The sequence below is a fragment of the Aeromonas sp. 600276 genome, assembly GCF_049175815.1.
In the GTDB taxonomy this organism is placed as follows: domain Bacteria; phylum Pseudomonadota; class Gammaproteobacteria; order Enterobacterales; family Aeromonadaceae; genus Aeromonas; species Aeromonas dhakensis.
Window position 1 is genome coordinate 35945 of record NZ_JAAKVU010000001.1, and the last position, 21675, is coordinate 57619.

The 21675-nt window shown below is 59.7% G+C and carries 19 protein-coding genes and 1 pseudogene; 7 read left to right on the top strand and 13 right to left on the bottom strand.

The genetic code is table 11. The features are described from left to right. Positions 1 to 93: 93 nt before the first annotated feature. The 4 genes from G5134_RS00180 to G5134_RS00195 are packed head-to-tail and all read left to right on the top strand — an operon-like array spanning position 94 to position 3327. Positions 94 to 765, top strand: a complete 672-nt coding sequence (locus G5134_RS00180; RefSeq protein WP_065018290.1) for an SDR family oxidoreductase — start codon at positions 94 to 96, stop codon at positions 763 to 765. A gap of 10 nt (positions 766 to 775) precedes the next feature. Next, the gene (locus G5134_RS00185) at positions 776 to 1951 is read left to right on the top strand and encodes an MFS transporter (RefSeq protein WP_082970143.1); all 1176 of its coding nucleotides are present in this window, start codon (positions 776 to 778) and stop codon (positions 1949 to 1951) included. Between the two features lie 43 nt (positions 1952 to 1994). Then, positions 1995 to 2444, top strand: a complete 450-nt coding sequence (locus G5134_RS00190) for a VOC family protein (protein ID WP_065018292.1) — start codon at positions 1995 to 1997, stop codon at positions 2442 to 2444. 31 nt (positions 2445 to 2475) lie between these two features. Further along, positions 2476 to 3327 (top strand): glycine betaine ABC transporter substrate-binding protein, encoded by an 852-nt coding sequence (locus G5134_RS00195; protein WP_065018293.1) that lies wholly within the window; start codon positions 2476 to 2478, stop codon positions 3325 to 3327. 57 nt (positions 3328 to 3384) lie between these two features. Here the strand turns inward: G5134_RS00195 and G5134_RS00200 are convergent, their stop codons facing one another. The 6 genes from G5134_RS00200 to rlmB all read right to left on the bottom strand — a co-directional run bounded on the left by G5134_RS00200 (position 3385) and on the right by rlmB (position 8550). Next, positions 3385 to 4221 (bottom strand): DMT family transporter, encoded by an 837-nt coding sequence (locus G5134_RS00200; RefSeq protein WP_258120326.1) that lies wholly within the window; start codon positions 4219 to 4221, stop codon positions 3385 to 3387. Between the two features lie 116 nt (positions 4222 to 4337). Beyond that, positions 4338 to 5198 (bottom strand): DMT family transporter, encoded by an 861-nt coding sequence (locus tag G5134_RS00205; RefSeq protein WP_005308865.1) that lies wholly within the window; start codon positions 5196 to 5198, stop codon positions 4338 to 4340. A 218-nt stretch (positions 5199 to 5416) separates the two neighbouring features. After that, on the bottom strand, positions 5417 to 5866 hold the full coding sequence (locus G5134_RS00210; protein ID WP_017764015.1) for a GNAT family N-acetyltransferase: 450 nt from the start codon (positions 5864 to 5866) through the stop codon (positions 5417 to 5419). A gap of 66 nt (positions 5867 to 5932) precedes the next feature. Further along, positions 5933 to 7135 carry a lysozyme inhibitor LprI family protein gene (locus G5134_RS00215; RefSeq protein WP_082970144.1) on the bottom strand — a complete coding sequence of 401 codons (1203 nt, stop codon included), beginning with the start codon at positions 7133 to 7135 and terminating at the stop codon, positions 5933 to 5935. A 94-nt stretch (positions 7136 to 7229) separates the two neighbouring features. Next, positions 7230 to 7790, bottom strand: a complete 561-nt coding sequence (locus tag G5134_RS00220; protein WP_017764012.1) for a Crp/Fnr family transcriptional regulator — start codon at positions 7788 to 7790, stop codon at positions 7230 to 7232. 10 nt (positions 7791 to 7800) lie between these two features. Beyond that, positions 7801 to 8550, bottom strand: a complete 750-nt coding sequence (gene rlmB / locus G5134_RS00225) for a 23S rRNA (guanosine(2251)-2'-O)-methyltransferase RlmB (protein ID WP_017764011.1) — start codon at positions 8548 to 8550, stop codon at positions 7801 to 7803. A 1011-nt stretch (positions 8551 to 9561) separates the two neighbouring features. Here rlmB and G5134_RS00230 point away from each other — a divergent pair. Beyond that, on the top strand, positions 9562 to 10395 hold the full coding sequence (locus G5134_RS00230) for a hypothetical protein (protein WP_156559929.1): 834 nt from the start codon (positions 9562 to 9564) through the stop codon (positions 10393 to 10395). 182 nt (positions 10396 to 10577) lie between these two features. After that, positions 10578 to 11273 (top strand): hypothetical protein, encoded by a 696-nt coding sequence (locus G5134_RS00235; RefSeq protein ID WP_082970145.1) that lies wholly within the window; start codon positions 10578 to 10580, stop codon positions 11271 to 11273. Between the two features lie 119 nt (positions 11274 to 11392). Here the strand turns inward: G5134_RS00235 and G5134_RS00240 are convergent. Together G5134_RS00240 and rnr are read right to left on the bottom strand one after the other, a co-directional pair. Then, positions 11393 to 12433: pseudogene (locus G5134_RS00240) on the bottom strand (IS481 family transposase). 288 nt (positions 12434 to 12721) lie between these two features. After that, the gene (gene rnr, locus G5134_RS00245; protein WP_043169240.1) at positions 12722 to 15115 is read right to left on the bottom strand and encodes a ribonuclease R; all 2394 of its coding nucleotides are present in this window, start codon (positions 15113 to 15115) and stop codon (positions 12722 to 12724) included. A gap of 134 nt (positions 15116 to 15249) precedes the next feature. On the opposite strand from rnr, the gene G5134_RS00250 reads away from it, so the two are divergent. After that, positions 15250 to 16272, top strand: a complete 1023-nt coding sequence (locus G5134_RS00250) for a GGDEF domain-containing protein (RefSeq protein ID WP_065018422.1) — start codon at positions 15250 to 15252, stop codon at positions 16270 to 16272. A 62-nt stretch (positions 16273 to 16334) separates the two neighbouring features. On the opposite strand, the gene luxS is transcribed toward G5134_RS00250, so the two are convergent. The 5 genes from luxS to G5134_RS00275 form a co-directional block, all read right to left on the bottom strand. Then, positions 16335 to 16844 (bottom strand): S-ribosylhomocysteine lyase, encoded by a 510-nt coding sequence (gene luxS, locus G5134_RS00255; RefSeq protein WP_011704660.1) that lies wholly within the window; start codon positions 16842 to 16844, stop codon positions 16335 to 16337. A gap of 18 nt (positions 16845 to 16862) precedes the next feature. Continuing rightward, positions 16863 to 17456 (bottom strand): transglycosylase SLT domain-containing protein, encoded by a 594-nt coding sequence (locus tag G5134_RS00260; protein WP_272943021.1) that lies wholly within the window; start codon positions 17454 to 17456, stop codon positions 16863 to 16865. Positions 17457 to 17516: 60 nt separating this feature from the next. Beyond that, positions 17517 to 17855 carry a nitrogen regulatory protein P-II gene (gene glnB, locus G5134_RS00265; RefSeq protein WP_005308848.1) on the bottom strand — a complete coding sequence of 113 codons (339 nt, stop codon included), beginning with the start codon at positions 17853 to 17855 and terminating at the stop codon, positions 17517 to 17519. A gap of 9 nt (positions 17856 to 17864) precedes the next feature. Continuing rightward, positions 17865 to 19487, bottom strand: a complete 1623-nt coding sequence (locus G5134_RS00270) for an NAD+ synthase (protein WP_017764003.1) — start codon at positions 19485 to 19487, stop codon at positions 17865 to 17867. A gap of 73 nt (positions 19488 to 19560) precedes the next feature. After that, positions 19561 to 21669 (bottom strand): type IV pilus modification PilV family protein, encoded by a 2109-nt coding sequence (locus G5134_RS00275; RefSeq protein WP_065018295.1) that lies wholly within the window; start codon positions 21667 to 21669, stop codon positions 19561 to 19563. Positions 21670 to 21675: the final 6 nt, after the last annotated feature.

A 21675-nucleotide genomic window follows, 5' to 3' on the forward strand; every position in this document is an offset into this window, starting at 1 on the left:
ATTTTGCGGCAATTATCAAAATACACCGTCACATCTATCTTCTCCAGCAGACACAGGCGCGGATCCCCCGCCGTCTCAGAGAGGAACATTGCCATGGCATTTCATCAACACACCCTGTCCCTTGTCATCGGTGGCCACACCGGTATCGGCCGCGCCGTCGCCGATGCCCTGCGCCAGCGCCCCGGTCAGGTCATCGTCGCCAGCCGCAAGAGCGGCCTGGATATCACGGACCAGACCTCCATCGATAACCTCTTGACCGATCTGGGCCAGCTGGATCACCTGGTCATCACCGCCGGTTCCCAGGCGCCTGGTGGGCCTCTGCTCGAGCTGGATCTCACGGCGGCCAAGGCGGCCTTCGACACCAAGTTCTGGGGCACTCTGGCGGTCATTCGCAGCCTTGCCCCGTATATGGCCCCCGGCGGCACCATCACCCTCACCACAGGGTTCCTGGCCCGCAAGACAGTGCCCGGCACCCTGGTCAAGACCACCATGAATGCCGCGCTCGAGGCCGCCGCCAGGCTGCTAGCCCGTGAGCTGGCCCCCATCCGGGTCAACGTGATCAGTCCGGGCCTGACCGATACCGAGGCCTACACCGCCATGGCGCCCGAGGCGCGAGAGGCCATGCTGGGCCGGGCCGCCGCCAGCCTGCCTGCCGGTCGGCACGGCCGCGCCGAAGATCTTGCCGCCGGCTATCTGCTGGCCATCGACAACCCCTTCATGACCGGCGCCACCATAGATATCGATGGCGGCGCCCTGATCAACTGAGGAGATGAGCATGAAAGAGCCCAACACGCTCCCGGCCCGGATCTGGATCCTGACCCTGAGTGCCTTTGCCATCGGCACCGCAGAGTTCCTGATCGCCGGCATCCTGCCCCAGGTGGCTGAATCGCTGGGGGTCACCACGGGCCAGGCGGGCAACCTCATCACCGCCTATGCCCTGGCCATCGTCTTTGGCGGCCCGCTGCTCACCCTCTGGCTGGCCCGCTTCGAGAAACGTCGAGTCCTGCTGGCACTGATGGTGCTGTTTGTGGTCGCCAACCTGATCGCAGCCTTCAGCACCGACTACGTCACCCTGATCGTGAGCCGCATCCTGGCCGGCCTGACCCAGGGCCCCTTCTATGGCATAGGTGCCGTGGTCGCCACCCGCATGGTGAGCGACAAGATGGCGGGCCGCGCCGTCGGCCAGATGTTTGCGGGCCTGACCCTGGCCAACGTGCTGGGCGTGCCTGCGGGTGCCTGGATAGGCAACGCCTTCGACTGGCATACCACCTTCCTGGTGGTCGCCGGGTTGGGTCTGCTCTCCATGCTGGCCATCGCCCTCGTCATCGAGCGCCAACCCAGGGAGAGCGCCACCTCCATCAGCCAGCAGCTTGCCGCCTTCCGCAGTTGGAACCTGCTGGCCAGCCTGCTCTTTACCGTACTGGGCTGGGCCGGCTTCATGACCCTCTATGGCTACATAGCGCCGCTGGCAGAAGAGGTGGCGGGCTTCGAACGTTCCTCCATCACAGGCGTGCTGGCGGTCGTCGGGCTAGGCCTGGTGCTGGGCAACAACATCGGCGGGCACAGCGCCGACCGCAATCTGCGGCGCTCCCTGCTGGTGTGGCCACTGCTGACTATTCTGGCCCTGCTGCTGGTCGGTATGGTGGAGCACTACACATGGCCTTTCCTGATCGCCACCTTCCTGTTTGGTGTGGCCACCTTCGCCAATCTGCCCGCCATGCAGATGCGGGTGATGAAATATGGCCGGCAAGCCCCGGAGCTGGCAGCCACCGCCAACATCTCGGCATTCAACATCGCCAACGCCTTGGGCGGAGTGATCGGTGGCGCCGTCGTCGACAGTCAGCTGGGACCGGCGGCCCTCCCCTTCTTCGCGGCGCTGGTACCGGCCCTGGGGCTGCTGTTCATCCTGACCCAGGAGCGAAGAGGGCGGACAAGGGCCCTGGCCTGCTAGGCGACGACCCCTTCACCCGCATTCCGAGCCGACAGGAGGCCATATGACCATACATGCCATCGACCACGTCACGCTTCGCACGGATCAGCTGGAGCAGACCATAGCGTTTTATCGCGATGCCATCGGCCTGCAGGAAGGGGGGCGGCCCCCCTTTCCTTTTCCGGGTTGCTGGCTCTACGCAGGAGGGCGCCCCCTGCTGCACATCGTTGCCAACACCCAGGGCGAGGGACTGACCGACTATCTGGGGAAACGGGAGACGGAGCAAGGCAGCGGCTGCATCGATCACATCTCGCTGAGCGCCTCGGATCCTGTAGAGACGCAGGCTCGCCTGCTGCGACTGGAGGTGCCCTTCGTCAGCCGGGTCATCCCGGAGCGCAACGAGCTGCAGCTCTTTCTGAGGGATAACAACGGGGTGCCGGTCGAGTTGCTCTTCACCCAGACGGACATAGACCAGCACGACAACCCGCCGACCGGGAGAGATAGGGATGAGTAACAGACGACATTTCATCAAAAGCGCGATTGCCATGGGCACCCTGGCAGTGGCGGGGCGGGCCTTGGCAAGCCCTCGCTCCCCCTCGGGCCTGGGCGCGGGCCCCCAGCTCAGGCTCGGCATCACGGATCTCTCATTCCACCGCATGGCCGGGGCCCTGGTGACTGCCGTTCTGGAGCAGCGGGGCTACCGGGTCACCCGCAGCCACGCCCCCCATGAGGCCAATTTTGAACGGCTCGCCAGCGGCGAGATCGATCTGCTGGCCTCCGCCTGGCTGCCTGCCAGCCACGGCATCTACAAAGCTGAGGTCGAGAAGCGGGTGGCCGTGCGTGAGCTGGGGCTGCACTACCAGCCCTATGCCCTGTGGGGCGTCCCGGAGTATGTTCCCGTCGATCAGGTGGCCGAGATCGCCGACCTGCTGCGCCTCGAGGTAAGGCAGCGCATGACCCCGCAGATCCAGGGGATCGGGCCGGGGGCTGGCATCAGCCGCTTCTCGCGGGAGATCATGAGGGTGTACGGGCTCGAGCAGGCGGGTTACCGCTTCCTGAACGGGACACAGGAGCAGTGTCTGGCCGCCTTTGAGCAGGCCGTGGCCGAGCAACGCTGGGCCATAGTGCCCCTGTGGCGCCCCCAGTTCCTGCACGCCATCCATCCCATCCGTGAGTTGAAAGAACCCGGGGGGCTGCTGGGCGGGGTCGACAGGGCCGTGCTGCTGATACGGGAGGATCGCCTGGACAGACTGGACGACGCCACCCTCACAGCGCTGGACAAGCTGCGCTTTGGCAACGAGCTGATAGAGCGCCTCGACTATCGGGTCAGCCGGCTCGGCGAGCCCCTCGACCGGGTCGCCCGGGAAGCCATTGCCGCCTTGCAGCAACCAGCCTGATGTCGCCGCCGCCGGCATCCAGGTCGGGGGCGGCCGTCAGCACCGAGGGGCACGCCTCTAGCCGAGGCGGATCAGCAGGATCCCGCCCAGGATAATCAGGGCGGCCAGCAGCCTGACCCGCCCCAGCGTCTCCCCCAGCCAGCCCCAGGAGAGCAGTACCGCAAACAGCACGCTGCTCTCGCGCAGGGCCGCCACCAGGCCGATGGGTGCCTTGGTCATGGCCCAGATGACGATACCGTAGGCCAACAGCGACAGGGCGCCACCGATGGCGCCGCTGCGCCACGCCGCAGGCCCCAGCTCGCGCCAGGCGGTGCGGCTCTGCCAGCGCATCAGCAGCGGCATCACCAGCGCGGTGAGGGTGAACAGCCAGAGGGTGTAACGCACCGGCTCGCCGGCCGAGCGGGCCCCCGCCCCATCGGACAGGGTGTACGAGGCGGTAAACAGCGCCGTGACAAGCACCGCCTGCAGCGCGGCCGGTGCCAGCCGCAGGCCACCGCGCCACGCCATCAGCAGCACGCCGCTCACCAGCACCACGGCTCCCGTCACCGCCACCATTCCCGGCACCTCCCCCAACAGCAGGGCACCGAACAGCAGGGTCACCAGCGGGGCACTGCCCCGGGCCAGCGGATAGATCTGGCCGAACTCACCCAGCCGGTAGGCCCGACCGAGAAATAGGCAGTAGCCGCAGTGCAGCAGGATGGAGAGTGCCAGCCAGGGATATTCGGCCGCCACCGGCCAGCCGACCAAGGGGAGAAAGGGGGCGGCAAACAGACCGGAGCAGAGGGAGACCAGCAGGACGCTGACGCGCCCCTCGGCCTGGCGCTTGGCCAGCGCATTCCAGAGCGCGTGCAGCAGGGCTGCCAGCAGGATGGCGGCAAAGATGGTTGGGGTCACGACAGGGTTCCGATAACAACAGGCCGCCCAGCATACCCGGTTTGCCCGGCCATGACAGAGAGCGGCCTCATAAGATGCCTGTTTTTCTCATCCGGCAGCCTGCTGCTGGCCTGGCCTCAGCGCAACCGGCGCTGCCAGTGAATGGCCAGCAGGATGAAGCTCACCCCGACCCAGAGGTTCCACGCCGGGATCTCGCCAAACAGCCAGACCCCCAGCAGCACCACAAACATCAGGCCCGAGTACTCGGTCGCCGCGATGCGGTTGGCCTCCACCTGACGATAAGAATAGAAGCAGCTGGCGTGATAGAGCAGTTGCATGACGCCGCTGCCACCGATCAGCACCAGCAGCCGCCAGTCCACCGGCTGCCACTGATCCACCGCCAGACCCGCGGTCAGCGGCATGGCCAGCAGGTTGGCCCAGAACAGGGTAGCCACCACCGAGATCCCGGCCGGCAACTTGCGTCCCGTGATGTTGAACAGCGCCAGGGTGAAGGCGGTCACCAGGGCGCCCAGTCCGGCCAGATGGAAATCCCCCGGCCGCAGCACGAACACCACCCCGAGCAGCCCCATGCCGCTCAGCAGCCAGACTCTGGGGTGGATCTTCTCCTTGAGCAGCCAGGCCGCCAGCGGCAGCGTCAGCAGCGGGGAGACATAGAAGATGGCGTTGGCCGTGGCCAGCGGCAGCTGGGTCAGAGCCAGCATCATGCCACCGCCGCCGAGCAGGCAGAGGTGGCCGCGCAGCAGGTGCCACTTCCAGGCACCCAGCCCCCAGGCCGAGCGCGGCACACGCAGCATGAAGGGCAGCAGCACCAGCAGGGTCAGCAGCTGGCGCAGGAACATGTATTGGAAGGGGCTGAAGCCGGGGCCGATCAGCTTGACCAGCACGTCGGAGAAGGCCTGGGCCAGATTGCCCAGCACCAGGGTGATGATGGCGAAGGTTTGCAGGTCCAGTGCGAACCGCTTGCGCAACAACTCCATCAGCGACAACCGCTCGTGTGACGAACGCAAATAAAATGGCTCAACGGCTCAATCGCTGAATCTTGTTCTGTATTAATGGGGTAAAAGACCATTTTTAAAACCTATCCATCAACTGTTGCCGATTAATCACTCAGAGGGTACCCACTAACATGGCGCCAGGCACCCGTTTTCTTTACTACCTCAAGACATAATAATTTCATTGTTATGCCTAAAAGGCATTAAGAGGAGCTCATGCCGATGTGGGGGATGTCATCTTCCAGATAGGGTTCACCCACGGCGGTGAAGCCGTGACGGCCGTAGAAGCCCTGCAGGTGCGCCTGCGCCCCCAGATAGATGCTGACCCCGGGCCACAGCCGGGCACACTCCTGCAGCGCCTGCTGCATCAGCCGGTGGCCCAGGCCATCGCCTCTCGCCTCGGGGGCGGTCACCACCCGGCCGATCACCACCTGCTCACTCTTGGCCACCCCGGGCGCCATCAGCCTGGCATAGGCCACCAGTGCCCCATCCTGCCAGCCGAGCAGGTGCAATACTCCATCCCGGCGGTCTAGGCCATCCAGGTCTTGGAAGGGACAGGTCTGCTCGACCACAAACACCTCGACCCGCAGGGCCAACAGGTCATACAGCTCGTCCGTGGTGAGTTCACACCAGGGTTTCAGGATCCAGTTCATCCGCGACTCCATGTAAAGGGAAAGGTGCAGCATAGTCGATGCGCCACCCCCCTTCATTAACCATTGTTAATGTGGGGCATCCTCGATCAAGTCCCATTCTTCGATGAAATCTAGGCGCTGATTAAGCCAGATTGCCACGATGTTGTTCATGGCGAGCTCGGCGTTTTGGACCGACATTCCCTTCTCTTCCTGCAGCCAGGTCAATGTGAGCTGCCGCACCTCTACTATCGCCTTGAGCATGGCCTCACGCTCGGCGACCGGCCATACCTTCGCATCCCCGTTGCGTATCCGTGGTTCAGCAGCCGAGGTCGACCTCCCTGCTTTATCGATAACAATAAAATCCTCGGGGGCAAGATTGATATGCAGCTCGTCTATCCGCCAATCGGCGAAGGTGCCGAAAACCATGGTTCCAAATGAGGATGAAATGCGTTCCACCTGTGTATTGAAGAGCTGGCGAAGATGCTGCCAGGCCAGACGCTGGAACAGATCATCGGGAAGAGAGCAGTAAGGCGCCATGTTATCGCGGCTTGATCCCCAGAGCCCGCCAAAGGCGTCATATGCAGGCCAGCCGATGCGTTTAAAGATAAAGCAGTGCCGCAGTGACTCGGGATTGGATCGCTCTTCCAGCACCAGACGCAGCAAGGTCAAGGTCGCACTGGCACGGGTTGCAGGCTTCTCATATCCCAAATCGGCGGCCATAGAAGCGGTGTATTCGTCATTAAATCTGGCCAATATCTGGGCATAGCGAGCACGCGCTTGCTGGTCGCTGACCCCGCTCGCCGGTTCGAACTGATGGAGATAGAGCAGCCACGCCGAGGCTTCTGCACTACGGTAATCACTCAGCTTGACCGCAGCAGCGGCGGGATCGACCTGGATCAGTTGCACTGTCTCGGTGAACGCCTTGTCTTGTTGTGCGATCTGCTCGCCGAGCGCTTTGATACGGTGCGCCATGCTGTCTCGCAAGCACTCTAGCAGTTGCGATGTCTTCTTACTGCAGGCGTTACGCTGTTTAAACCACTGACGCTGTTCGGCAAGCAGTACATCCGCTTGAGATGAATCAGCACTATCACGAGCATGTTCATAGCGATCGGCCAGCTGACTGTCGAGTGCGCCTAGCGCATCTTGTTGGCAAATCGTGTGTTCGATGACCGAGCTGGCCACCCCGCAATCAAACGAGGCTGCCTGTGCGGTGGCCGAACCAACACACGCCCCTACCGTGGTCAGCAACCACAACAGATAAAAAGCAGAATGGGTAACAAACCTTCTCATATGTGTACTCCAGGACTCATAGCGAACCGCGCACATCATACGGAGATTCTCGAGTGGCAACAGCGCCGTATGCCTGCAATACGCCATACGACGATCAGAGTGTATTACGCATTCTCTTACGAATGCGGCTCAGGCTGATGGGGGTGATGCCGAGGTAGGCGGCGATCTGGTGATCGGGCACCCTGGCCTCCAGCGCGGGAAAACTGCGCAAGAAGTGCTGATAGCGGGCCTGCGGGCTCTCGGTCAAGAGCAGCAGCTCCTTCTCCTCCTTGATGCGCAGCTGCACCGCCAGCAGATGCTGATACCAGGCGGGCCAGCAGGAGAGCGTGCGCAGGTCGGCCAGATTGAACAGCAAGAGCCGACAGGGCTCCAGCGCCTCCACGCTATAGCGGGCCGGCTCGCCGCTGAGCAGGTGGTGAAAGTCGAGAAACTCGTCACCCTCCCAGTAGAACTCCTTGATGTACTCACGGCCATCCGCCAGCACCACCTTGGCCCGCAGCAGTCCCTGCTCCACCATCACCAGCAGATCGGGTCGATCGCCAGCATGCCAGAGGCAGGCACGGGGGCTCAGGGTCAGCGGCCGGGCAAAAGAGAGGAGGCGCGCGGCCTCCTGCTCATCCGTGACCCGATCCCGGCAAAACGGGGGTCTGTCCATTCAGCTCGCCTCAGGCACGACGCTGACGCACGGCTTCAAACAGGCAGACACCGGTCGCTACCGAGACGTTGAGGCTCGATACCGCCCCCGCCATCGGAATGCTCACCAGCTCGTCGCAGTGCTCGCGGGTGAGGCGACGCATACCCTTGCCCTCTGCGCCCATCACCAGCGCCATCGGGCCGGTGAGCTTGGCCTGATAGAGGTCGTGATCCGCCTCACCGGCGGTGCCGACCAGCCAGACGCCACGCTCCTGCAGCTCGCGCAGGCTGCGGGCCAGGTTGGTGACCTGAATGAGCGGCACCACTTCGGCGGCGCCACAGGCGACCTTGCGCACGATAGGGGTCAGCCCGGTGGCCTTGTCGCGCGGCACGATCACCGCATGCACCCCGGCCGCATCGGCGCTACGCAGGCAGGCACCCAGGTTGTGCGGATCGGTCACCCCGTCCAGCACCAGCAGGAAGGGGGCGTTTTTTTGCTCGGCCAGCTTGTCCAGCAGGCTGGCCAGATCGTGCTCGGCCAGCTTGGGCGCCTCCTTCAGCCGGGCCATGATGCCCTGGTGATTGTTGCCCTCCGCCTTGTCGTCGAGCGTCTTGCGGTTCACGCTCTGCACCTTGAGGCCGAGCGCATCCAGCTCCGCCAGCAGGGGCTGCAGCCGCTCATCGTCGCGGCCCTTGAGGGCCCACACTTCGATGAAACGCTCCGGCTCGCGCTCAAGAAGGGCGGCCACGGCGTGGATGCCGTAAATCAGTTCACTGCTCATGTTCAAGATCCGTGGTGTCGAGTCGCACCCAGTGCGCCCCAAAGAAAAATGGCCCTACCGGCAGCCTGACCACCATGATGCTGGCGTCGTCACCGGTCGCTAAATGATGGCGCATCATACCAGAGACTCCGGTCCCTAGGGAGTTCAGCCAAACGCCTTCGCCTGTGCCAAGCATCCCAATCCCTGCGGGATTGCCACTATGTGGGGGTTCGCCCGCCCTATGGGCTGCGGCGAGTGACGTCTTGCTGGCCCAAGAAGTCACCAAGAAGGCCTTCCCCCGCCAATCCGACCGCTGCGCGGTTTCCCTCGGTCAAGCACAAGGTCGGACGGACCGCCGCAGATGGGGCATCCATGCTCTGCTGCGGCTGCGCCATCATCCCTGATGGCGCTCCTGACCTTGTGCCCTCCCCTCGGCGAATTGCAGGGGGAGCCAATACCCTGCCCCTCTGATGCACTTGCTGATACCTGAAACTCACCGTATTGGCGCACTACGCCCAAAGCCCCCTCATGCCAATTAATTTGTTGATCCTGCTCAGGAAATCATTACTCCCCTCTTTTCTCCCCGGCAGCACTCGCTACCATATCCGTTTGGCAACCGTCTCGTCGGAGTCACCCATGAGCCAGACCAGCGAAACCACGCAGGTAAAAAGCAGCAGACTGGAGGCTGAGATTCAGGGGCGGTAGCCTTGCCTGATGGAATGGATAAGCGAGTGGTGCGATCACTGAACATGATGACGGCCTCATTTTCATTTCTGATCTGTTCACGCAAGTGTGATGAAGCGACGCTTTCCAAAACTGATCTGTGCACTGTTTTTTCATACAGTGCTAATGGTGGCGCAAAAAGAGGAAGTCAAGCAAATACGCTCGGTACTAAAAGTCAGCTGGTAACATTCTGATTTAATGATAATTTTCACTTAACGGCGATAAAGATGTTACGGAGTTATATGGAATTCTCTGCTAACGGATTAGTACCGCCTTCCATCTAATCACTGTTAGGAAATAGAGGAAAAAATGGAAAATTTCGAAGTAATTAAAAATCAAATTGTTGCTGGAACTGGACTTGATAATCATGGGGAAAGTTATTCGAAAGAGTTTTTCGAAGAATTATTAGAATTAATATCTAATCGTATGCCTCTGCATACACAGCATGTTATGGGAGCTAAAACTAGCGGGTTCTTAGAAAATTTTCGACTTGTGCCACATGGCGATGAGTGGGTAGTTATTGCTGATGTATATATAGAAAAAGGAAGTGTCAATCCTGATTTTAAAGGCTTTAGTTTTTCCGCCACAAAAAAAATGGCAGGTAACTTAGAGCGACCAGTATATAACATTTACTTACCTTACCCTTATTATAACGATCAAGCATTCATCAAGGAGCTGTTAGGTAATGAACCTGATTTGATGGTTGGTAAATGGATAAAGAAAGGGCTAACTGGTTTAGAAATTGGCTTGATTGCGAGCGCTATCTGTTTAATCGTAGCTCCTGAGTGGGATATTCAATATAAAAATCATGTAAGACCAGCATTAGTAAAAGTCATATCTTATATTCCCAAGCTTAAGAGCAAAGGAATACCAGTAGACTTACTGCAACAGATTGAATTCAAAGGAAGCACGATACAGCTTTATTTTATACCAGACAAAACAAGTGAAACTCTTGAAAAAGAGTCAACCAATATTGATTGTTTTGAAAATGGCTATAGAAATGCAATTAATTTTATAAGCAATGATGCAAAGTGTTCTACTGTTGGAGCTCGAATGGTCAAGGTATATTACGATAGCAGTGATAAAGAATATAAGGTTTTCCATATTCAATATAATGATGGAACCGACGAGCATATTGCCTAACAATCTGTTTAAGAGTGATTCGCAACGCGTGGCATTTTGCTATGCGTTGCTTTTAGTGTTTAAAGTGGTATGCGGGAGTTTCGGTATTGCGTTGCTCACACCTTAACAGGGCGCTATGTTTAATCAAGACATCTCCCCAATCATATGGTATTCTGTATCTTTTGTAGACTAGCCTTTATTTTATGAAAGCAGTAATTGAATACTTATCAAATGCCAGTCGACATATGCAAAACGTGTATATCCTGGTATTTATTTCTATCGCCTTCATTCTTAGAATCACCTTGTCTATTTACACTGATGAAAGCACCCCAACTCTTGTTGAATACATTGCGGAAAACCTGCTACCTGAAGTGACTGGGATGCTAATTGAGCTAGCATTAATATTAGTTGTGGTTGAAGCTATACAGTCCGGTGAATCTAAAAAAAGGAAACAAGCAGAGCTAGATAAAATACATCGTAAGCAAGTGATGCTTGAGCGTAGGCTACGTGCCCAACTTCGTTTTGTACTGAAACGTATCTTTGGAGACACATATTTAATTGATGGTAGTAGTATATCTACCTTTCTTTTTCATGCTTCAGAGCATGAAGCAAACCAACATATGCTCATCGTTTTAAAACAAACATTATTTGAAGAAGCCCAGAGTGAATCATTTCGAGAGAATCTACATGAATCATGTCAATTAGAGCTATCTTTGATATTAGCATTGACACCAGTATGTTCGGAGCTGAGTGATCGACACGTGAAAGCATGGATGTCAATTGCACATTATTTGCAACAGATAAACACTAAGAATGATCTAGTTCAAAATGCTGATAAATTATTATCTTGGATCGCATTTTTTGATAAGCAAACAGTAATTCAAAACCTTGTAGAGTAAACATAACAAACACAGGAGTGCGAAAAATAGGACACCCACCTTTCTGAGCGCCGCGTAGCGACCAATAAAGTGTACAGATCTAGTTATCACCTGACACCGGCCTCAAACCGGTGTCTTGTTTACGCTACTTTAGTGCGCACTTCCTTCGGTATCAATTTCAGACCCTTCTTGAACATGCTGTAGGGCGTTTGTCCTTCCATCATCCTGCCCTGATGTGGCCACTAGGTGTTGTAGTGATCCAGGTAACTGTCCAGGTCTGTCTGCATCTGCTCCACCGACTCATACCAGGTTGTCCTCCCTTTGATACGGAAGTGTTCATCCAACAAGGTTCGATGCAACCGTTCGATAAAGCCGTTGCTCTGCGGCCTGCGCACCTTGGTTGTCCGATGTTCAATCCCCTCCAGTTGCAGGAACAGCTCGTAGGGATGATGGTCAGGGCGCCCACAGAACTCACGTCCGTTATCCGACAGGATGGTGTAGACCCGCGCCTCGTGAGCCTCGAAGAACGGCAACACAGTTTCATTGAGCACATGGACCGAGGTCACCGGCAGCTTGCTGGTGTAGAGCCGCCCCCAGGCGTGGCGGCTGTAGCAGTCCAGCACGGTTTGCAGATACACCTTGCCAACCCCCTTGAGTACACCGACGAAGAAGGTATCGACCGCCACCAGTTCCCCGGTGTAGTGGACCTCAATCTGACGTTCGCGAAACTCGGGACTGAAGCGCTCTAACAGGCGAATTTGCTCGTCATTGAGCTCAATCGTCTGTTCCCGGTGAGTTTTCTCGAGGCGCAACAAACGGTCGTGTTTGGAGAGCAAGTCGTGACGTTGGCACACGCCACGCACACCGCCGGCACTGACGTTGATGCCTTGCAGAGCGAGTTGTTGCGCGACCCGCAACGGTCCATGGGTAGGTTGGGTCAGTGAGTAATCGAGGATGGCCTGCTCAATCTCGGGAGCGACCCGGTTGGGATTAGCCCCTTTACAGCCAGGCAGTTTGTCGAGCAAGCCCTCGGCGCCATAGGCCTGGTAGTTGCGCCGGATTTCGTAGAACTGCTGGCGGCTGTATCCGATGAGCTTGCAGGCTTTGCTGACGTTATTGAGTTCTTTGGCGAGCTCTAGCAGGCTGAGTTTACGACGTGCTACTTTCTCGTTGGTGGTCATACGGTGACTCCAGATAACACGGTAGGGGTACCGTTTTGTTATCCGGTTTGAAGCCGTATGACCACTCCCTTTTGTGGGCAACTGTCAGGTGAATACCATCTCCATACACATAAACAGTAGTGGCTGCCCCTCCCCCGCTTCGATGACCATAAAAAAATCCAAACCCCGGTAACAGGGTTCGGATTTTTTTCGTTTTCAGGACTATCGGGCTCTGGAGGAAATAACCCGGGGCCATCAGCCCTTTATGATCTCAGCCCGGGTCGCCGGCTCTAAGCATGGGCCGAGGGTTTACCCCTTGGCCTTGTCGCGCGCTTTTTTGCCCGGTCGTCTGTTGCTGGGTTTGGCACGGCCGCCCTTGGCGGATTTGCCGTGGTCCTTACCCTCTTTCTCTTTGCGTTTGTCGTGGCGCTCTGCGCTCTTGGCCTTCTCCTTCTTGATCTCGGCCATCTTGCGCACCGCCTGCTTGGCGTTCTTGCCGGTGATCTTGAGGGGCTCTTCCACCATCACAAAGTCGATCTTGCGATCGTCCAGGTTCACGCCCATCACCTTGACCCGCACCTTGTCACCCAGACGGTAGCGGCGGCGGAAGTTCTCGCCGATCAGCTGCTGGTGCAACGGGTCAAACTGGTAGTAGTCGTTGGTGAGGGTGCTGACGTGCACCAGACCGTCGATGTGGATCTCCGCCAGGCGCACGAAGAAGCCAAAGCCGGTGACGCTGGCGATGACGCCGTCAAACTCGTCACCCACGTGATCCAGCATGTACTCGCACTTGAGCCAGTCGGCCACGTCACGGGTGGCGTCATCGGCACGGCGCTCGGTCATGGAGCAGTGCTCGCCCATCGGGTCCACTTCTTCCAGCTGGTAGTGGTAGCCACCGCTCGGGGTCCACTTGTGACGCAGGTTGGCCTGCTGCTCCTTGGCGGTCTGATACTTGATCGCGCGGTGCAGAATGAGGTCAGGGTAGCGCCGGATCGGCGAGGTGAAGTGAGCGTAAGACTTCAAGGCCAGACCGAAGTGACCGATATTGTCGGCCTGATAGATGGCCTGACGCATGGAGCGCAGCAGCATGGTGGAGAGCAGCTCCGCATCCGGGCGCCCTTCAAACTTGGCGGCCAGGTCGGCAAAGTCTTTCGGCTCGGGCTCCAGGCCCCCCTTGAGCTCCAGGCCCAGTTCGGCCAGGAAGTCACGGAAGCCGGTGAGGCGCTCTTCGCCCGGGCGGTCGTGCACCCGGAACAGGGCGGCTGCCTCGTTCTTCTCGATGTAACGGGCGGCAGCCACGTTCGCCTGGATCATGCACTCTTCGATGATCTTGTGGGCGTCGTTGCGCACGAGCGGCACGATGCGGTCGATCTTGCGCTGGGCGTTGAAGATGAAGCGGGTCTCTTCGCTCTCGAACTCCACCGCACCGCGCTGATGGCGGGCATGCTTGAGCGCCTTGTAGAGGTTGTTGAGCTCCTCGATGTGGCCCACCAGCGGCTCGTATTGCTGGCGCAGCTTGGGATCGCCATCCAGGATCGCCGCCACCTTGGTGTAGGTCATACGGGCGTGGGAGTTCATCACCGCTTCGTAGAACTTGTAGCCGGACATGCGGCCGGCGGCGGAGATGGTCATCTCGCACACCATGCAGAGGCGGTCAACCTGCGGGTTGAGCGAGCAGAGGCCGTTGGAGAGCACCTCCGGCAGCATGGGCACCACGAACTCGGGGAAGTAGACCGAGTTGCCGCGCTGGTAAGCTTCGGTGTCGAGGGCGGTGCCCGGCTTCACATAGGCGGAGACGTCGGCAATGGCGACCCACAGGCGCCAGCCGCCGCCGCGCTTGGCTTCACAGAAGACGGCGTCATCGAAGTCGCGGGCATCTTCCCCGTCGATGGTGACCAGCGGCAGGGCGCGCAGGTCGATGCGACCCTCTTTGGCCTTCTCCGGCACCTGTTCGCCGAGACCAGCAACCTCCTTGGTCACCTCCTCGGGCCAGGTGTGCGGGATGCCGTGGGTACGCAGGGCAATCTCGATCTCCATGCCGGGTGCCATGTTTTCACCCAGCACTTCCAATACGGTGCCGACCGCGTTGAAGCGGGCAGTGGCGCGCTGGTTGATGCGCACAACCACCACCTGGCTCTGGCGAGCCCCCTTGTTCTCCCCTTCCGGGATGATGATGTCCTGGCCGATACGGCTGTCGTCGGGTACCACGAAACCGACGCCGTTCTCGACGAAATAGCGACCGACGATGTCCGCCTCGCGAGCCTTGAGCAGGCGCACCAGACGCGCCTCCTGGCGACCCTTGCGGTCGATCTCGGTCGGCTGCACCAGGGCGTAGTCGCCGTGCATCAGGCGCTGCATCTCGCGGTTGTTCAGGAACAGATCCGGGCCACCACCCTCGGGACGCAGGAAACCGAAGCCATCTTTGTGGCCGAGCACGTAGCCTTTCACCAGATTCAGGCGATCCGGCAGGGCGTAACACTGGTTGCGGGTGAAGACCAGTTGACCGTCGCGCTCCATGGCGCGCAGACGACGACGCAAGGCTTCCAGCGGCTCTTCTTCGGTCAGCTTGAGGACCTTGGCCAACTCTTCACGGGACATGGGCTTTTCATGGCCCTTGATGAGGTCGAGGATCAGCTCGCGACTGGCGATCGGATTCTCGTATTTTTCGGCCTCGCGTTCGAGGAAAGGATCTTTTTGAGACATAAGCAGGCCTTAGGGTAGGTGGTAACGGCGACATTATATCGGAGGGGGGGGCGAATGGCATCCATCGACTGCCTTTTGGCCAATCTCTCTGTCATACTATGCACAGTTTGCAGTCATGATGAGACATGGAACTCATGAGCAAGGATTCGTTCGCCCAATCCGCCGCCTATCTCAAGCAGGCGGTTCCCCTGATGATCAAGTATCAAATCCCCACCACGCCGGATAATTACACCCTTTGGTATAACTATGTGGCGGCCAGCATGCCCGAGCTCAATCAGGCCATCGATCAGGCCATCAAGCTGCAGGGCACCTGCTCGCTGACCACCTGCGAACGTCTCTATCACCAGCACCTCGCCGCCCAGGATGAGCAGCAGATGGAGGCGATGAAGCTCAACCTGGCCGCCATGGCCAACGAGCTCGGCCACACCATGCAGGATGCCATCTCGGATACCGGCATGTTCCAGGAGATGCTCGACAAGAGTTTCGACCGGCTGAGCCTCATCGATGACGAGGGGCTGAGCCTGGAAGACACCATGGGGATCCTGCGGGATCTGGTGCGCGAATCGCGGGACGTGCGCATGTCGACCATGCACTTTCGCAACCAACTCAGCAGCGCCGAGAAGGAGATCAAGGAGCTGCGCGAGGCGCTCAACGAGACCCGCAAGCTGGCCAACGAGGATGCCCTCACCAGCCTGCTCAACCGGCGCGCCTTCGATCTGGAGATAGACAGTCTGATCCGCAGCAAGCAGCCCTTCTCGCTGATCCTCGCCGATATCGACCGCTTCAAGAGTTTCAACGACGAATATGGCCACCTGCTGGGAGACCAGGTGCTGCGCGCCTTCAGCAAGCGACTGCGGGAGACCTGCAAGGAGGGCGTCACCGCCTACCGCCTCGGCGGCGAGGAGTTTGCCTTGCTGCTCCCCATGCGCAACCTGGCGCTGAGCCGCCAGATGGCGGAGAGCCTGCGCCGGGCCATCGAGAAAATGTCGATCCTGGATCGCAAGTCGGGCCGACGCATCGACCATATCACCGCCTCGTTTGGCGTTGGCGAGTACAACGGTCAGGAGACGGGCGACAGCCTGGTCGAGCGCACCGACAAGCTGCTCTACAAGGCCAAGGAGCTGGGCCGCAACCGGGTGATGCCGCTGCCATCCTGATTCCATCAGCATGCAAAAAGGCCGGTCACTGACCGGCCTTTTTCATGCTTGCCATTCCGGGATCAGAGGCTTTTCAGCTTCTCTTCCGGCAGGGCCAGTTCGTCATTGCGGTTGACGCCGATACCGCGCTCCAGCACGTGGCGAGCGATGGCATGGGCCTCTTCCAGTGAGTGCATGCTGTAGGTACCGCACTGATATTCGTTCAGCTCGGGGATCTTGCCCTGCTCCTGCACGGTCAGCACGTCGCTCATGGCGGCCTGCCAGGCGGCGCCGACCCGGGCTTCGTCCGGTGCACCGATCAGGCTCATGTAGAAGCCGGTGCGGCAGCCCATGGGGGAGATGTCGATGATCTCCACCCCGTTGCCGTTCAGGTGATCACGCATAAAGCCGGCAAACAGGTGCTCGAGGGTATGGATGCCGCGCTCGGAGAGGATCTCCTGGTTCGGCACGCAGAAACGCAGGTCGAACACGGTAATGGTGTCCTTGTTCGGGGTCTGCATGGTCTTGGCCACACGTACCGCTGGCGCGGCCATGCGGGTGTGGTCAACGGTAAAACTGTCCAATAACGGCATTTCTGACTCCTGATTTGGTTACCAGAACCAGCCCCCGCTGGAGAGCTGATCCTTGCATTGTCGATACTGGGCGCCGTAGCGCTGGGCGCGAGCCTCCACCTTGCGGGATGTCTTCATCAGCCATCCCTTGCTGCGGTAGCTGCCACGCCGATAGCCACCCCACCCTTCGTGATAGTTGAGATACTGGCCATACGCATCCCACTTGGAGGTGCCGTTCAGCCGCTGGGCCTTGTGAGTGTACCAGCCCATGAAGTCGATGGCGTCGGCAAAGTCATCGCGATCGCTCCAGCTGTTGCCGGTCTCCCGCTGATAGTCGGCCCAGGTTTCATCTTTGACCTGGGCATAGCCGTAGGCGGAGCTGGCCCGCCCGGTCGGAATGAAGAGGAAATACTGCATCGGCGGCTGGGCATCGTGCACGAAGGAGGACTCCTGATACATCATGGCCATCACCACCTGCACAGGCGTTCCCCACTTCTCGTTCATCTTGAGCGCTGCCTTGTGCCAGTCCGGCTTCTCGCGAAAGATCTGGCACAGGTTTTCCGGCTGGGCCGGCGGCCGGGTACTGCAGGCGGTCAGACCGGCCAGCAGGCCGGCCACCGCAACGAGGCGCATCCAGGACATCAGTGGGCTCGAGTCTCCATTCGTTGGCTCATCACAAGGCTCGGCCATCCGTCAGATGGCGTCTTCGTTCTCTTCGCCGGTACGGATGCGGATGACCCGCTCCACCTCGCAGACGAAGATCTTGCCGTCACCAATCTTGCCGGTGCGGGCGGTGTTCTGGATCGCTTCCAGGCAGGCATCGAGATCCTCGTCCTGCACCACCAGCTCCACCTTCACCTTGGGAAGGAAGTCGACCATGTACTCGGCGCCGCGATAGAGCTCGGTGTGGCCCTTCTGGCGGCCGAAGCCCTTGACCTCGGATACCGTCATGCCGTTGATGCCGATCTCGGCCAGGGCCTCGCGCACATCGTCCAGCTTGAACGGTTTGATGATGGCTTCAATCTTCTTCATGGTGACTCCTTACCAGTTCTGTTTGCCAAACCCGGACGTGATGGGGTAACGGCGATCCTTACCAAAGTTGCGGGCCGTGATGCGGGGCCCGACCGCCGCCTGACGGCGCTTGTATTCGTTGAGATCCACCAGCCGAATCACCTTGCGCACCACCGCCTCCTCGAAGCCTTCCGCCACCATGTCGGCCACGGAGGCATCTTCTTCCACATAGCGCTTGAGGATGGCATCCAGGATGTCATAGGGGGGCAGGCTGTCCTGATCCACCTGGTCCGGTGCCAATTCTGCCGAAGGAGGACGGTCGATGACCCGCTGCGGGATCACATAATCGACGGAATTGCGGTATTCGCACAGCTTGAAGACCAGCGTCTTGGGGACATCCTTGAGCACGTCGAAACCGCCGGCCATGTCGCCGTACAGGGTGGCATAGCCCACCGCCATCTCGCTCTTGTTGCCGGTGGTCAGCACGATGCGGCGACGCTTGTTGGAGAGCGCCATCAACAGCACACCACGGCAGCGAGCCTGCAGGTTCTCTTCGGTGGTGTCGCGAGCGGTCCCTTCAAACAGCGGCGCCAGCTGGGCCATAAAGCCTTCGAACATGGGCTCGATGGAGATGATGTTGAACTCCACCCCCATCCGTTCGGCCTGCTCCTTGGCATCTTCCACGCTCATCTGGGCGGTGTAGCGGAACGGCATCATCACCGCCTGCACCTTGTCGGCGCCGATGGCATCGGCCGCGATGGCCAGGGTCAGCGCCGAGTCGATGCCGCCGGAGAGGCCCAGCACGGCACCGTGGAAGCCGTTCTTGGTGACGTAGTCACGCACCGCCAGTACCAGTGCCTGATAGGTCTCGGCCAAGGGTTCCAGTGGTGCGGCGGGTTCCCGCTCCTTCACCGGCTGACCATCGGCAAAGCGCACCAGCGCCAGCTCTTCGGCAAAGGGGGCGAGCTTGTGAGTCAGCTCGCCCTGGCTGTTGAACACCTTGGAGCAGCCGTCGAAGATCAGCTCGTCCTGACCGCATACCTGGTTGAGGTAGATGAGCGGCAGACCGGTCTGATCGCAGCGCTCCGCCATCAGCTCACGGCGGATCCAGGGTTTTTCCTGATCGTAGGGCGAAGCATTGATGGTGAGCAGCAGCTCGGCCCCAGCGGCCTTGGCGGCCAGCGCCGGCCCCGGCTGCCAGAGGTCTTCGCAGATGAGCAAGCCCAGCTGATGACCACGGAAGGGGACCACGCAGGTCTCGGTTGCCGCGGTGAAGTAGCGCTTCTCGTCGAAGACCCCGTAGTTGGGCAGATCCTGCTTGAAGTAGCGTGCAATCAGCTGCCCCTGCTCATATAGGGAAGCGGCGTTGTAGAGCGCCTCCCCTTCACGCCAGGGGTGACCCACCAGAATGGCGCAAGCCCCCTGCCATGCCGCGATGCGGGTCAGCGCGGCCTCCACTCGGATCATCAGATCGGCGCGCAGCAGCAGATCTTCCGGCGGGTAGCCGGTCAGGGCCAGTTCGGAGCAAACCAGCAGATCGGCGCCTTGCCGATCGGCTTCGGCGGCTGCCGCCAGCACCTTGTCACAGTTATCTTCGATGGCGCCTACCGTCAGATTCAACTGGGCAAGCATCAGAGAGAGGGCTTTTGCCATGGCGATGCATCTTGAATTCGAAAATGATGGGGAATGATAAAGAAAAGGCGCTGGCTGTGCCAGCGCCCAAGACTCAGGGGGTACAAGTCAGGCTGCTCGCGTTGGTCACGCCGTTGTCCACCAGCAGGCCACAGGGCCCGGTGATCACCTGACCGCTGGCGGGCGGTGTCATGGCGATGCTCAACGACGCCGGCTTCAGCAGATAGGTGGTGTTGCCCTGGGCACTGTAGGAGAAACTCACCACCAGGCTGCTGTTTTGTGCCGCCGTGCAGACATAGGTGGCCGGCTGGTTGTTGGCCTGGGGCTTGTCGATACGGCAGGTGGCCCCCGTGGTGGTGGTGGTCACGCTCAACCCGTTGAAGGTGTTCTTGTTGCACGCCGTGGGGGATGGGTCCTTGTTGCTGACCTTCTCCAGACACTCGATCCGCCCCGACACGGTCAGGGTCGGTACGGTTTGGGCGCTGGTATCGATCGCCACCGGCATGCTGGCGCTCTTGGCTTCACTCTGATCCACTGGAGAGATGAGCGAGGCGGTGATCCCCGAGTTGCCTTGATAGGCGGTCACCTTGATCGACGCGCTCTGCAACACGTTGGAGGCATCCTTGGTGCTCTTCTTGGCAGACAGGTAGCCGCGACTGTAGCTGCCGAAGTAGTAGTTGTTGAGATCGACCACCGTCTTGACCGTCTCGTTGGTCACCCCCACATAGTCGGAGACACTGCCGGTCAGCTGGCCACTCAAGGGCACCAGACTCCACTCGGCCAGCATGGTCAGGTTGATATCCTGGAATGGCACCCTGGCCAGCAGATCCTGCGAGGTCAGGTCGAGTGCGGCCAGATAGGTGGGCGAGAGCACATCCACATAGATGCCACGCGCGATCAGCTGGGCCGTGCCCGTGCTCATGGTGACCTTGGTCGTGGTATCCCCTCCAGCCGCCGCGTTGGCAGGCAACCAGTCGGCAAACTCGGTGATGGTCGGTGGCGTGGCGGTGGGGTTCGCGGTCCAGTTGAGGGTGTTCTTCTGCCAGGTGATGTAGGTGGTGACCACGTACTTGATGTAATTCTGGTAGCTGGTCTGATTGGCCGTCTTGGCGAGGAAGTCGGCGCTGGTCACTATGACTTTGATCAGGTTCCACTCGGGCAGAGGGCGATAATAGCCATCGAGCCGGACGAAACGGCAGGCATCCACATAGTCGCCACTGTTGACCGAGGTGAGCGAGCTGTTATAGCGCTGCCTGTTGGTGTGCAGCGGGGAGTAGAACTGATCAAAGCTGCTGCCACTGCCATCGAAGTGGTTCTTGCAGCAACTGGTGCAGAGAGTGGGTTGATCCTTGACGCTGCTGTTGAGGATGCCGGTCTGCTTGGTGACCTGGGAGCCGACGCTCCAGTAGAGCAGATTGCTGTCGGTCAGGATCGCCTGGCCCGGCAGGTAGGCATTGACGCTCGAGCCGTAACTGCAAGAGCAGGAGACCGAGGCCAGATCCTGCAGCACCTGCTGGGTGTTGCCGCCGTTGTCGGGCTTGTAGGTGACCGTCTCGAACTGCACCAGCTTGCCGACGGTGCCATCCTTGGAGGTCACCGTCGGCAGCGGTTTGCTGGTCTCCTGCTTGCGCCCTTCCTGATCGATCTGGATGGAGATGACGTCCGGCGCCACCCCCGGGGTATAGACCACCTGGGGAGGTTCGCGACTGGTATCGAGCCCGCCATTCAACTGGTTCTGGGCCAGTGACTCTGCCGGCGACACTGCACCGGCCAATAACAGCGAGATCGGATTCCCGTCATTGTCGCTCCAGCTGACGGTCACGTTGACGACCTTGCGACCCGGGTAGGACTGCAGGTATCCCGCCGGGGCCGTCGTCTGCCAGATCGTACCATTCCAGTACTGGTTGTTGACGGTCCAGCTCAGGGTATAGGTCCCGCCGCCGTCGGCGGGGGTGACCGTACTGGTGCCCGCCGCAATGCTGTTATAGGCCGTGAGCGGAGAGACGGCACTCACTACGCCGTTGAAGGTACGAAAATCATCGAGTTTCGACTCGGCCAGCCGCATCGCCACCTCATAGCGTCGACCGTCCTGGGAGGCCCCGAGGATCCCGCGCGACATGGCCACCAGCCCGGCCACCCCCACCCCGAGCAGAACCAGGGTGATCAAGATCTCCAACAGCCCGAATCCCTTGTGCTGCTTCATGTTCGC